The sequence below is a fragment of the Pseudonocardia lutea genome (genome assembly GCF_042658055.1).
GTDB classification, from domain to species: domain Bacteria; phylum Actinomycetota; class Actinomycetes; order Mycobacteriales; family Pseudonocardiaceae; genus Pseudonocardia; species Pseudonocardia lutea.
Genome location: NZ_JBHSQK010000113.1, coordinates 287 through 12695, shown reverse-complemented (window position 1 = coordinate 12695; position 12409 = coordinate 287). Strand labels below are relative to the sequence as shown.

General features: G+C 75.7%; 12 protein-coding genes and 1 riboswitch. Of the genes, 5 read left to right on the top strand and 7 right to left on the bottom strand.

Translation table 11 applies throughout. From position 1 onward, the window contains the following. Window positions 1–24: 24 nt before the first annotated feature. Window positions 25–147, bottom strand: a riboswitch (cobalamin riboswitch). 93 nt (window positions 148–240) lie between these two features. The 3 genes from cobG to cobJ are packed head-to-tail and all read left to right on the top strand — an operon-like array spanning window position 241 to window position 3751. Then, window positions 241–1521, top strand: a complete 1281-nt coding sequence (gene cobG / locus ACFQH9_RS30760) for a precorrin-3B synthase (RefSeq protein WP_379571734.1) — start codon at window positions 241–243, stop codon at window positions 1519–1521. Then, entirely contained in the window at window positions 1518–2171 is a 654-nt protein-coding gene (locus ACFQH9_RS30755; RefSeq protein ID WP_379571732.1) for a precorrin-8X methylmutase, read from the top strand. The genes cobG and ACFQH9_RS30755 overlap by 4 nt, the downstream gene beginning before the upstream one ends. After that, entirely contained in the window at window positions 2168–3751 is a 1584-nt protein-coding gene (gene cobJ / locus ACFQH9_RS30750; protein WP_379571730.1) for a precorrin-3B C(17)-methyltransferase, read from the top strand. The genes ACFQH9_RS30755 and cobJ overlap by 4 nt, the downstream gene beginning before the upstream one ends. Window positions 3752–3841: 90 nt before the next feature. Here the strand turns inward: cobJ and ACFQH9_RS30745 are convergent, their stop codons facing one another. Genes ACFQH9_RS30745 through cbiE form a run of 3 tightly spaced genes read right to left on the bottom strand, consistent with a single transcriptional unit; the run spans window position 3842 to window position 6548 of the window. Continuing rightward, window positions 3842–4594, bottom strand: a complete 753-nt coding sequence (locus ACFQH9_RS30745; protein WP_379571728.1) for a cobalt-precorrin-6A reductase — start codon at window positions 4592–4594, stop codon at window positions 3842–3844. Next, window positions 4576–5325, bottom strand: coding sequence for a precorrin-4 C(11)-methyltransferase (cobM, locus tag ACFQH9_RS30740; RefSeq protein ID WP_379571726.1), 750 nt, complete (start codon window positions 5323–5325; stop codon window positions 4576–4578). Before cobM ends, ACFQH9_RS30745 begins: the two co-directional genes overlap by 19 nt. Beyond that, window positions 5322–6548 carry a precorrin-6y C5,15-methyltransferase (decarboxylating) subunit CbiE gene (gene cbiE, locus ACFQH9_RS30735; protein WP_379571724.1) on the bottom strand — a complete coding sequence of 409 codons (1227 nt, stop codon included), beginning with the start codon at window positions 6546–6548 and terminating at the stop codon, window positions 5322–5324. The genes cobM and cbiE overlap by 4 nt, the downstream gene beginning before the upstream one ends. A gap of 93 nt (window positions 6549–6641) precedes the next feature. Here cbiE and ACFQH9_RS30730 point away from each other — a divergent pair, with 93 nt between their 5' ends. Then, window positions 6642–7298: a haloacid dehalogenase type II gene (locus ACFQH9_RS30730; RefSeq protein WP_379571722.1), complete on the top strand. Its 657-nt coding sequence runs from the start codon at window positions 6642–6644 to the stop codon at window positions 7296–7298. Window positions 7299–7679: 381 nt separating this feature from the next. Next, window positions 7680–8576 carry an IniB N-terminal domain-containing protein gene (locus tag ACFQH9_RS30725; RefSeq protein WP_379571720.1) on the top strand — a complete coding sequence of 299 codons (897 nt, stop codon included), beginning with the start codon at window positions 7680–7682 and terminating at the stop codon, window positions 8574–8576. Between the two features lie 127 nt (window positions 8577–8703). On the opposite strand, the gene ACFQH9_RS30720 is transcribed toward ACFQH9_RS30725, so the two are convergent. The 4 genes from ACFQH9_RS30720 to ACFQH9_RS30705 form a co-directional block, all read right to left on the bottom strand. Then, the gene (locus ACFQH9_RS30720; protein WP_379571718.1) at window positions 8704–8946 is read right to left on the bottom strand and encodes a hypothetical protein; all 243 of its coding nucleotides are present in this window, start codon (window positions 8944–8946) and stop codon (window positions 8704–8706) included. Between the two features lie 10 nt (window positions 8947–8956). Beyond that, window positions 8957–9700, bottom strand: coding sequence for an ABC transporter ATP-binding protein (locus ACFQH9_RS30715; protein ID WP_379571716.1), 744 nt, complete (start codon window positions 9698–9700; stop codon window positions 8957–8959). Beyond that, a complete protein-coding gene (locus tag ACFQH9_RS30710; RefSeq protein WP_379571714.1) occupies window positions 9697–10467 on the bottom strand; it encodes an ABC transporter permease in 771 nt (256 codons plus the stop codon). The genes ACFQH9_RS30715 and ACFQH9_RS30710 overlap by 4 nt, the downstream gene beginning before the upstream one ends. A gap of 89 nt (window positions 10468–10556) precedes the next feature. Next, window positions 10557–11612 carry an ABC transporter substrate-binding protein gene (locus tag ACFQH9_RS30705; protein ID WP_379571712.1) on the bottom strand — a complete coding sequence of 352 codons (1056 nt, stop codon included), beginning with the start codon at window positions 11610–11612 and terminating at the stop codon, window positions 10557–10559. Window positions 11613–12409: the final 797 nt, after the last annotated feature.

The following is a 12409-nucleotide window of genomic DNA, read 5'->3' as shown; positions in this document are numbered from 1 at the left end:
GTGGCTGGTGCGCGGCGGGCGGGTCAGTGTCCTGGCTCCCGGATCCGCGCTCGCCCCGGCCTTCCAGGTCGCCCCGTGGCCGTCCGTGCGGGGTCTGCTCCCCGGTGACAGTGGCGGGACCGCGCCGGACTCGCACCGGTCTTCCTGGGTCCCGCTCGCCGTATGCGGTTGTCTCGGGCCACTCTCCGCAACGGGATCACTCCGCGTCAAGCCGGCCGGTTCCTGTTTACAGTGCCTGCTGTGCCCCACCCGCCCCCGGCCCGGGCCGCCGTGCCCACCCCTCCAGCGGCCGCACGCTCGCGCGCCGACGCCTGCCCCGGCGTGCTCGCGCCGCACGACGCGGCCGACGGCGCGCTGGCCCGCGTCCGCCTGCCGGGCGGGGTGGTCACCGCGGCCCAGCTGCGGGTGCTCGCGGCGTGCGCCGAGGAGCTCGGCGACGGCGCGGTGCACCTCACCTCGCGCGGGAACCTGCAGCTCAGGGGCCTGGACCGGGAGGACCCGCGGCTCGTCTCGCGGCTCGCCGCGGCGGGCCTGGTCCCGGCGCCGTCGCACGAGCGGGTGCGCAACGTCCTGACCTCGCCGCTGTCCGGGCTGACCGGCGGACGGGCGGACGTCCGGGGTCTGGCCCGCGCCCTCGACGAGGCGCTCTGCGCCCGCCCCGCGCTCGCCGCCCTGCCCGGCCGGTTCCTGTTCGCCCTCGACGACGGGAGAGGTGACGTCGCGGCCGAGCGGCCGGACCTGTGCTGGGTCGCGGAGGCGCCGGACCGCGGGTTCCTGCAGGTCGCGGGGGCACCGACGGCGGTGGCCTGCGCCCCGGCCGACGCGCCCGCCCTGCTCGTCGCCGCCGCTGAGGTGTTTCTCACGCTCCGCGAGGAGGCGCGGGCCGGTTGCGCCGGTGCCTGGCGTGCCGCCGAGGTCCCCGACGCCCCCGCCCGCATCGCCGCCGCCCTCCTCCCCCGCGAGTCGGGAGATCCGGCACCGCGAGTCGGCGGTTCCGGCACCGCGAGTCGGCAGTTCCGGCAGCGCGAGTCGACGGTTCCGGTCGGCCCGATCCCCCGTGACGACGGCGGCGAGGCCCTCGGCGTCGCCCCCGTGCTGGGCGAGATCTCGGCGGCGCAGCTGGGCGGGCTGGCCGCCGCCGCACCCGAGACGATCGTGACGCCCTGGCGCACCCTCGTGCTGCCCGATCCCGCGCCCGACGCCCGGCAACGCCTGCGCGCCCACGGGTTCGTGCTCACCGGCGACGCACCCGCCCTCGCGCTGAGCGCCTGTGCCGGCCGGCCGGGCTGCGCGAAGTCGCACGCCGACGTCCGCGCCGACGTCCGCGCCGTGCTGGCCCACGGCAGCGGACCCCTGCCCCGCACCCACGTCGTCGGCTGCGAGCGGCGCTGCGGGGCGCCGCACGAGGCGCACCTCGACGTCGTCGCCCTGCCCGACGGCACCTACGCCGTGCGGGACCGGGCCGTCCCCGACCTCTCCACCGCCCTGACCCTGACCCCCGCAGGAGACACCCCCGCATGACCAGCGACTACCTCCGCGACGGCGCCGAGATCTACCGGCGGAGCTTCGCCACGATCCGGGCCGAGGCCGACCTGTCGGCCTTCCCGCCCGACGTCGCGTACGTCGTCGTCCGGATGATCCACGCGTGCGGGCAGGTCGACCTCACCCGCGACGTCGGCTTCTCCCCCGGCGCGGTGACGGCCGCGCGCAAGGCCCTGCAGGACGGCGCACCCATCCTCTGCGACGCGATGATGGTCGCCTCCGGCGTGACCCGGGCGCGGCTGCCGAAGGACAACGAGGTCGTCTGCACCCTGCGCGAGCCCGAGGTCCCCGGCATCGCCGAGCGGATCGGCAACACGCGGTCGGCCGCCGCGATGGAGCTCTGGCGCGACCGGCTCGACGGCGCCGTGGTCGCCATCGGCAACGCGCCGACCGCGCTGTTCCACCTCCTCGACATGATCGACGCCGGCGCGCCCCGCCCGGCCGCGGTCCTCGGCATCCCCGTCGGGTTCATCGGCGCCGCGGAGTCCAAGGCGGCCCTCGCCGCCCGCGCCGACCTCGAGTACCTCGTGGTCCACGGCCGGCGCGGCGGCTCCGCGATCACGGCGGCGGCCCTGAACGCCCTCGCGAACGATCAAGAGATCGTGACAGAGCAGGAGAGCCAGGCATGAGCGAGCCCGCCCGCGACTCCTCGGTTCGGCCCGGGACCCTCTACGGGGTCGGGCTCGGCCCCGGCGACCCCGACCTCGTCACGCTCAAGGCCGCGCGGCTCGTCGGCGCCGCGGACGTGATCGCCTACCACTCCGCCCGGCACGGCCGCTCGATCGCGCGCCGGATCGCCGAGCCGCACCTGCGCGGCGACCAGATCGAGGAGCCGCTGGTCTACCCGGTCACCACCGAGACCGTCGACCACCCCGGTGGCTACCAGGGCGCGATCGACGAGTTCTACGCCGAGGCCGCCGGGCGCCTGGCCGCGCACCTGGCGGCGGGCCGCGACGTGGTGCTGCTCGCCGAGGGCGACCCGCTCTTCTACGGCTCCTACATGCACATGCACAAGCGCCTCGCCGGCCGGTTCCGCGCCGAGGTCGTGCCCGGGGTGACCTCGGTGAGCGCCGCCGCGGCCGCGCTCGGGCAGCCGCTCGTCGAACGCGACGAGATCCTCACGATCCTGCCGGGCACGCTGCCCCGCGAGGTGCTCGCCGAGCGCCTGCGCACCACCGACTCCGCGGCCGTCATGAAGCTGGGCCGCACCTTCACCACCGTCCGCGAGGCCTTCGCCGACGCCGGCAAGCTCGACCGGGCCGCCTTCGTCGAGCGGGCCACGATGGACGGGCAACGCACCGGCGCCCTGGCCGACATCGACCCGGGGTCGGTGCCCTACTTCTCCCTCGCGGTGCTGCCCGGCGAGGTCGCGGCCAGCATCCCCGACCCCGCCGACCTCAGGGCGGAACAGCGGGCGGAGACCGAGACCGAGACCGAGACCCTGCCCGAGGAGCGGGTCGCCGGGCGTGGCGAGGTCGTCGTCGTCGGGACCGGGCCGGCGGGGCGGGACTGGCTGACCCCGCAGGTCGCGGCCGCCCTCGCCGCGGCCGACGACCTCGTCGGCTACGGCCCCTACCTGGACCGGGTACCGCCGAACCCGCGCCAGACCCGCCACGCCAGCGACAACCGGGTCGAGGCCGAACGGGCCGCGCACGCGCTGGACCTGGCCGCGTCGGGCCGCACCGTCGCCGTGGTCAGCGCGGGCGACCCGGGCGTGTTCGCGATGGCCACCGCCGTGCTCGAGGTGGCGTCCGAGGCGAAGTACCTCGACGTGCCGGTGCGCGTGCTGCCCGGGCTCACCGCCGCGCAGGCCGTCGCCGCCGCGGTCGGCGCCCCGCTCGGCCACGACTACGCGATGATCTCGCTGTCGGACCGGCTCAAGCCGTGGGAGACGGTCGTCGACCGGCTCGTGCACGCCGCGCAGGCCGACCTGGCGATCGCGATCTACAACCCGCGTTCCAAGGCCCGGCCCTGGCAGGTCGGGGCGGCCCGGGACGTCCTGCTGGAGCACCGCAAGCCGGACACCCCGGTCGTGCTCGGGCGCGACGTCGGCGGGGCCGGCGAGCGCCTGACCGTCACCACGCTCGGCGAGCTCGATCCCGAGCAGGTCGACATGCGCACGCTGGTCATCGTCGGCTCGTCGACCACCCGGGTCGTGGTCCGCGGCGGCCGCCCGACCGTGTTCACCCCCCGCCACTACGGCACCTGACCGCGAGTCGGCACTTCCGGGCGACCGAGTGTGCGATCCCGGTCGACCCGGATGGGCGACTCGGTGACCCGGAAGTGCCGACTCGCGGGGTCAGAGGCGGGCCGCGGCCTCCTCGGGGGTGGCCACCACCGGCACCCCGGGCGGGAGCGGGGGCCGGTCGACCATCACCACCGGGACGCCCACGGCGCGGGCGGCCTCCAGCTTGGCCGCGGTGTCCGCGCCGCCCGAGTCCTTGGTCACCAGCACGTCGATCGCCTGCTCGCGCAGGAGCGCCGTCTCGCCCTCGACGGTGAAGGGGCCGCGGGCCAGGAGCGACCGCATCCGCCGCGGCACCGGGGGGTCGGGCGGGTCGACCGACCGTACGAGGAACCACAGGTCCAGGTCGGCGAACGCCGCCAGGTCCTGCCGCCCGGTCGTCAGGAACACCCGCGCCCCCAGCCGTGGCAGCAGCCCCGCCGCCTCGGCCAGGGACGCCACGCGGTGCCACCGGTCCCCCGGCCGTTCGGTCCAGCCCGGGCGGCGCAGGATCGTGAGTGGCACGTCGGCCCGGGCGCACGCCGCCGCGGCGTTCGCCGTCATCCCGGCGGCGAAGGGGTGCGTGGCGTCGACGACGTGCGTCACCGCCTCGTCCCGCAGGTACGCGACCAGCCCGGCGACCCCGCCGAACCCGCCGATCCGCACCTCGCCGGGCGGCAGCCGGGGTGAGCGGACCCGCCCCGCCAGGGAGGAGACGACCGAGATCGCACACCCGGTCGCGCCGCACCGCCGACTCGCGGGGTGCAGGAGCTCCGCCAGTGCCCGGCCGTCCGACGTCCCGCCCAGGATCAGGACCCGGCGCGGCACCTGGTGTCCGAGTACAGGTGGCTGTCCGGGAAGTGCTCGGCGGCGAGCGCGGGCCCCACGATGATCACCGCGGTGCGCCGGATCCCGGCCTCGTGCACGGCGTGGGCGATGTCGTCGAGGCGCCCGCGCAGCACGATCTCGTGCTCGCGGCTGGCGTAGGCGACCACGGCGGCGGGGCAGTCGGCGCCGTACGAGGGCGCCAGTTCCTTCACCACCTCGTCGATCCGGTGCACGGCCAGGTGCAGCACCAGCGTGCCGCCCGCGGTGCCGAGCGCCTCCAGGGACTCCCCGTCGGGCATCGGCGTCGCGCGGGCAGCGATGCGCGTCAGCGTGACGGTCTGGGCGACCGTCGGGACCGTCAGCTCGCGCTTGAGCGTGGCCGCCGCGGCCGCGTAGGCGGGCACCCCGGGCGTGACGTCGTAGGGCACGCCGGCCGCGTCGAGCCGGCGCATCTGCTCGGCCATCGCCGAGAAGACCGACGGGTCGCCGGAGGCCAGCCGGGCGACGTCGAGGCCGTGCTCGTGCGCCCGGACCATCTCGTCGACGATCTCCGCCAGCGTCATCAGCGCGGTGTCCACCGTCCGGGCGCCGGGCGGGCAGAGCTCCAGCATCTCCGGTGGCACGAGCGAGCCCGCGTACAGACACACCGGCGAGGCCGCGACGAGGTCGCGGGCGCGGATCGTCAACAGGTCGACGGCGCCGGGCCCGGCGCCGATGAAGTGCACGGTCATACGTCGCAGCTCCAGATCGTGACGGGCATCGCGGGCTTCCAGCCGAGGAACCCGCCCACGGGTTCGGCGCGGGCGACCTGCAGCCGCACCAGGGTGCCGCCGAACCGCTCGCGGGCGGCGGCGAGGGCGGTCTCGGACTCCACGGTCACGCCGTTGGCCACCAGCCGCCCGCCCGGGGGCAGGGCCTCCACACAGGCCTCCAGCACGCCGGCGCGGGTGAGGCCGCCGCCGATGAACACGGCGTCGGGCGGCGGGAGCTCGGCGAGCACGGCGGGGGCGCGGCCGGTCACCACCTGCAGGGCGGACACGCCGAGCGCCGCGGCGTTGCGCCGGATGCGCTGCGCGCGTTCGGGGTGCGACTCCACGGCGACCGCCCAGCAGGACCGGTGCGCGCGCATCCACTCGATCGCGATGCTCCCGGCGCCGGCGCCGACGTCCCAGAGCGTCTGGCCGGGGCGCGGGGCGAGGTGGGCGAGGGTGACGGCGCGGACCTCGCGCTTGGTCAGCTGCCCGTCGTGCTCGTAGGCCGCGTCGGGCAGGCCGGGGACCTCGCCGAGCACGCGCACGCCGGGCACGGCGGCGCACTCCACGGCGACGACGTTGAGCGCGTCGCCCTCCGGGTGCAGCCAGTCCCGCGCGGTCCCCGAGTACAGCCGCTCCCCCGGCCCGCCGAGCTGCTCCAGCACCGTGAGCCGGCTCGGGCCGAAGCCGTCGGCCGTGAGCTGGGCGGCGACCAGGGCGGGCGAGGCGGCCCCGGCGCTGAGCACCAGGATCCGGCGGCCCGGGCTCACCCACCGGCGCAGCCGCTCGACCGGGCGCCCGACGATGCTCACCACCTCGACGTCCTCGCTCGGCCAGCCCAGCCGGGCGCAGGCCAGGGTGGCCGACGACGGGTGCGCGATCACGTGCATCCGCTCGGGCCCGACGGTGCGGGCCAGCGTCGCGCCGAGGCCGAAGAACATCGGGTCGCCGGAGGCGAGGGCGCACAGGCGCCGCCCGGCGTACTTCTCCAGCAGCCCGGGCAGGGCCGGGACCAGCGGCGACGGCCAGGCCACCAGCTCGGCCCCGACCTTGCCCGCCACCAGGTCCAGCTGGCGGGGCCCGCCGAGGACCACCTCGGCCGCCGCGAGGGTCTCCTGGGCCGTGCCCGCGAGCCCGGACCAGCCGTCCGCCCCGATCCCGACGACGGTGACCGCCGGTCCCTCGTGCGCACCCGTGTCCACGGGTGCAGACCATACGTGGCTCCCAGGTGATCGACGCCGGTGTCGTGGGCGGAAGCACGGCGGGGCCGGCTCCGGGGTGCCACGATCGCCGGCATGGCTCCCGCGACGGTGGTCTTCGACGTCAACGAGACCCTCTCCGACCTGCGCCCCCTGACGGACCGGTTCACCGAGCTCGGGGCACCGGAACACCTGTCGAGCCTGTGGTTCGCGAGCACGCTGCGGGAGGGGATCGCCCTGGCCGCCGCGGGGGACTACCGGCCGTTCGCGGAGGTGGCGCGGGAGACCGCGCAGGACCTGCTGGCGCCCTACACCTCCGACGAGGACGCACCCGACCATGTGATCAGGGGGTTCCTCGGGCTGCCGCTGCACCCGGACGTCGCCGAGGGGGTGCGCCGGCTCCGGGCCGCCGGTTCGCGGCTGGTCACCCTGTCCAACGGGGCCGCCTCGGTGGCCGAGCGGCTGCTCGGCGAGGCGGGGATCCGGGAGGAGTTCGAGTACGTCCTCTCGGTCGACGACGCCGGGATCTGGAAGCCGGCCTCGGGCGCCTACGCGTTCGCGGCCCGGGTGTGCCGGAAGGAGCCCGGGGAGCTGCTGATGGTCGCCGTGCACCCGTGGGACCTGCACGGCGCGGCGCGGGCCGGGATGCGCACCGCGTGGATCGACCGGGACGGGCGCCGCTACCCCGAGCACGTGCAGGCGCCGGACCACCGCGTGCCCACCGTGGGGGCGTTGGCGGAACTCCCGGGTTGAGCCCCCGCACCCGATCGGGGTTCGGAACGGGGGTTCCGGGCAAGGCGCGGTCAAGGTCCGCCCGTGCTCACCTCTTCCTTTCCCCGGCCCGGCCAATGCCGTGGTAAAAGAGCTGCGCAAAGAGTGCCCCGTGGCCTTTCCGCGCCTTTCGGTCCCGGCCGCCCGATTGGTGCCGAGAAAAGACGTCGTCGCAGCTCGGAAGCGGCGTTGCGGCGTTCCGACGCCCCGTTGTCGGAATTGTCGCACCGTCCCCGCACGGCCGCCGCCGGAAAGGGGGATCGCGCCCGATCCACCGAGCAGGCCCCGTTCCTAACGTCGTCGCCGAGCCGCCCACCCCAGGGCAGTGCACGACGAAGACGCGACGACCTCCGGGAGACCACCGTGGCCACCACGACGCTGCTCGACCTGCTCATGAACCTGCTTCGCGACCCCGCCGCACAGCAGGCGTTCCTCGCCGACCCGAGCGGCTACCTGCAGGAGTGCGGGCTCGCCGACCTGTCCGCCGAGGACATCCACGACGCGGTCACCCTCGCCGCCGACAACCCGCACCACGACTGGGACGGGCACGGCCACCACGAGCTGCCGCCGGCCCCGCCCGTGCACCACCACCACGGCGACGACGACGACCACGAGCACGACCCGCACACCGAGGCGGCGAACTACCTGAGGACCTACATCACCAACACCTTCGTCGACGACCGCCGGACCTTCGTGGACCAGTCCTTCCACCAGGACATCGACACCCACGGCGGCGACGTCGACCAGCGCATCGACCTGCACCAGACCACCGCGACCGGCGACGGCGCCGTCGCGGTCGGCGGGGACAACCGCGCGCCCGTCGCGACCGGCGACCACGCCGTGGCCGGCTGGGGCAACGACGTCGTGGACGGCGACGACAACGCCGCCTCCTTCGGCTCGGGCTCCGCGGTGAACCAGTCCGGCGCCACCGCCGACCACGGCGGCGCGCTCTCCGGCACGGGGCCCGCGACCGGGAACTTCACCGACAGCAACGACCACCTGGCCAACTTCGGCTCGGGCTCGCTGGCCGACAAGGGCGGGAACGCGAGCCAGACCAACGCCCACAACGACACGTCCACGGACTCGCACGACGACAACCACACCGACTCGCACGACGACAGCCACGTCGACAGCGGACACAACGACCTCGACACCGACACCCGCATCTCCGACGACCACTCCGTCAGCGACAGCCACGCCGTCGACAACCACCCGACGGACGACCACTCGATCGACCACTCCTTCGACCTGCACGCCTGATCCGCGGCGCGAGTGCCGCAAGGACTCCGCACCGACCCCTCCGGGACCCCGGCCGCCCCCCGCGGCCGGGGTCCCGCCCGCGAGTCGGCACTTCCCGCACCGCGAGAACGGAACCGAGGGCGGAGCCTCAGCCGGTGTGGCCGGGGTCGAGGTGCCCGTAGTGCTTGGGCCGCAGCCGCATCGCGTGCACCACCCGCTCCCCCGCCGACCCGCGCTCGACCACGACCTCCAGCAGGTTGCGGTCCCGGTCCGCCCCGATGCACAGCGTCCGGCCGGGATCCTGGGGCACCCGCCACAACGGGGCGGCCACGACCGTCCGGATGGCGTCGGCCGGGATGCCGTGCTTGAGCGCCCCGGGCGTGATGTCCACGGCGACGAGCCTAGAGGCGCGTCCCGCCGCGCAGGGTGTCGAGCAGCTCGGCCTCCGCGGCGGCGAAGGCCGGGTCGGTGAGGACGTCGACCTCGCGCGGCCGGGGCAGGTCGACCCGGACCACGCGGGCGACCCGTGCCGGGCGCGGCGAGAGCACCAGGACCCGGTCCGAGAGGAACACCGCCTCCCGGATGTCGTGGGTGATGAGCAGGACCGTCCAGCCGAACCGGCCGCGGACCTCCTCCAGCCACTCCTGCATCGCGGTGCGCGTGAGCGAGTCCAGCGCGCCGAAGGGCTCGTCGAGCAGCAGCACCTCACGGTCCTGCACCACCGTGCGCAGCAGCGCCGCCCGCTGCCGCATCCCGCCCGACAGCTCGGCGGGCCGCGACCTCTCGAAGCCGGCCAGGCCGAAGGGGCCGAACAGCTCGCGGGCGCGTTCCCGGGCCTCCCGCCGGCGCATCCCGGCGACCTCGAGCCCGAGGGTGGTGTTGTCCAGCACCGTGCGCCACGGGAAGAGCAGGTCCTTCTGCGGCATGTAGCCGAAGGTCTCCCGGCCCGCGGGCGCGCCGTCGACCAGCACGCGGCCGCGGTCCGGCGCGACCAGCCCGGCCAGGACGCCGAACAGCGTGCTCTTGCCGCACCCGCTGGGCCCGAGGATCGAGACGAACTCCCCGGGCGCGACGTCGAACGACACCCCGTCGAGCACGGGCAGGTCGCCGAAGGCCAGCTCGAGACCGTCGACCGTGATCTTCACCGTCGCGCTCCCCTGATCCACGGCGCCACGACCCGCTCGACCAGGTACGTCAGCCCGAACAGCGCGACGCTGACCAGCGCCGTCACCCCCACGGCCGCGAGGACCAGGTCGGTGCGGAAGGAGTTCTTCTGCTGGGCCATGTAGATCCCCAACCCCGCCCGGGCGCCCACGTACTCGGCGAAGATCGCCCCCGTGACCGCGTAGGTGATCGCGATGCGCAGCGCGGTGAAGAACGACGGCAGCGCCCCCGGCAGCCGGACGTACCGGAACTCCGCCCAGCGCCCGCCACCCATGCTGCGCAACAGGTTCGCCGCCTCGGGGTCGGCCCGGGAGAAGCCCTCGATCAGCCCGACGGCGATCGGGAAGAAGGTCACCAGCGCGATCACCAGCACCTTCGGCAGCAGGCCGAAGCCGAACCAGATGATCATCAAGGGGGCGATGGCGATGATCGGCAGCGTCTGGGAGGCGACCAGCAGCGGGACGAGGGCCCGGCGCAGCCACGGCGAGAAGTCGACGACGACGGCCAGCACCCAGCCCAGCGCCAGCGACACGACGAACCCGACCGCGGTGACCTGCAGCGTCGGCAGGGTGTTGGCCCACAGCACGTCCCGGAAGGCCCACCCCTGCTCGAGCACGCGCAGCGGCGAGGGCAGCACCTGGGGCCGGACGGCGAAGGCGGTGACGGCCCACTGCCACACCCCGAGCAGCAGGAGCACCACCAGGACCGGCGGCGCGGTCCGGCGCAGCAGCGACGCCCGGCCCCGCACGGCCCGCCGCGCGGGCGCGCCGCTCGCGGATCTCGGCGGGGAGGGCGGTGGGGGCGTCGGTTCCGCGGGAGCCCGGTGGTCGGCGCGGGTCACGACGTGGCCCCGCCCGGGGTCAGGTAGTCGTCCGTGAACCACGTCGCGAAGTCCGGGCGGGTCGTGACGGGCTTCCCGGACGCGTCGACCACCGCGCCGGAGTCGACGAGGAAGCCGGAGAAGCCCTCCCAGCGCTCGAGGGTCTGCGTGCCGACCCTGCCCGCGTCGTCCTTCAGGTAGTGCTCGGCGAGCATGTCCTGGCTCCGGGTCACGAGCTCCGGCTCGGTGAAGGCGCCGGGGTTCGCGTCCTGCAGGTCCTTCGCGGCGCGGGCCGGGTCGTCGGCGGCGAGCTGGTAGCCGCGCTGGGCGGCCTGCACGAACTTCCGGGCCTGGTCCGGGTGCTCCCGCAGCCAGGTCGAGTTGCCGATCAGCAGGACGTTGTAGGCGTCGGGGAAGCCGTAGTCGGTGTACTTGAAGGTCTTCAGCGGCTCGCCACGCAGCTGGGCCTCGATGCCCTCCCACGCGACGAAGGGCTCGGTGAAGTCGACCTGCCCCGCGTACAGCGCCTCGTACGCGCTGGTCCCGAGGGTGACGGTCCGGAACTCGCCCTTCCCGCCGGCGTCGCGGATGACCTGGCGCATCTTCGGTTCCTCGCCCGGACCGCCGAAGCCGCCGTAGGTCTTGCCGTCGAGGTCCTTGGGCGAGGTGATGTCGGCGCGGTCGGCCTTCACCGCCACCTCGGTGGCCCAGTGCTGCAGGATCGCCATCACCGAGGTGATGTCGGCGCCGGCGCCCTTCGAGAAGGTGAACGAGTCCTGGAAGCTGATCCCGAACTCGGCGGCACCGTTGCCCACCAGGGTGTCCGGTGAGGTGTCGCTGTACGGGAGGAACTGGACGTCGAGCCCCGCGTCGCGGAACCAGCCCTCCTGCTGCGCGACGTACAGGCCGCTGTGGTTGGTGTTCGGGGTCCAGTCCAGGGCGATCCGGACGGTCTCCGGCGAGCCCTGCTGCCCGGCCGCGCCGCCGCAGCCGACGAGGAGCAGGGCCAGCCCGACGACGAGGGCGGCGAGCCGGAGGGGGGTCCCGGACGACGGGACACGGGACGGGGACATGCGCGACACGGTCCTCCCTACGCCGGTGCTAACCGGGTCAGGTGCGAACGGTCGACGGCCGGTCCTGCCGCCCTCTCAGCCTCGGATCGTGAGTGCTCCCGCGGGTTCGGATGCAGACCCTACGTCCCCCTGCGCCGGGCTGCCACCGCCCCCGGGGTGTGACGTCGGCGTGCACGGCCTGGGTGCGCGCCGCCGCGGGTTCAGGTGATGTCGGCGCGCCGGTGGCGGGCGCGCGGGGCGCCCGAGCCCGGGATGGGCGGGGCGGCGGGGGCCGGGGGTGCGGCCCGGCCGCCGGACGCGGAGCGCTCGTCGGCGCGCCGCTCACCCCTGTGCGGGTGACCTGCCCGCGGCTCACCTCCCCGAGGCTCACCCTCGCGCTGCTCAGCCCCGCGAGGCTCACCCTCCCGCTGGAGGGGAACCCGCGGCGCGTCGGGCCGGTCCTCGGCGCGCCGCCGACCGCCCGGGCGCTCCGGCGCCCCCAGGTCGGGGAGCGCCGCCTGGTCGAGGTCCCACGGGTCGCGCCCGGGCAGGGCCCCACCCGCGGGCTCGCGGAGGCGCCGCCTGCCACCGCCCGACGCCGGTACGCCGGCCGGGTTCGACGCCGGCCGGTGCTCGCCGCGCCCGGCCGATCGGTCCGCCCGGTCGCGCCGATCCGGCGACACCGGGGCCGCACCCGGGCGCTTCGGCGATTCCGGGACCCCACCGGGGCGCTCCGGCGACGGCGCAACCCCACCCCGGCGCTCCGACAGGGGCCCGGCCCCGCCGTGCCGCGGCCGCGGCACCGGCGGCCGCACGCC

What these genes read in the sequence shown, in the direction of transcription:
- ACFQH9_RS30755 (WP_379571732.1), top strand. Translation starts at nt 1,518, where the DNA reads ATGACCAGCGACTACCTCCGCGACGGCGCCGAGATCTACCGGCGGAGC.
- cobJ (WP_379571730.1), top strand. Translation starts at nt 2,168, where the DNA reads ATGAGCGAGCCCGCCCGCGACTCCTCGGTTCGGCCCGGGACCCTCTAC.
- cobM (WP_379571726.1), bottom strand. Translation starts at nt 5,325, where the DNA reads ATGACCGTGCACTTCATCGGCGCCGGGCCCGGCGCCGTCGACCTGTTG.
- ACFQH9_RS30730 (WP_379571722.1), top strand. Translation starts at nt 6,642, where the DNA reads ATGGCTCCCGCGACGGTGGTCTTCGACGTCAACGAGACCCTCTCCGAC.
- ACFQH9_RS30705 (WP_379571712.1), bottom strand. Translation starts at nt 11,612, where the DNA reads ATGTCCCCGTCCCGTGTCCCGTCGTCCGGGACCCCCCTCCGGCTCGCC.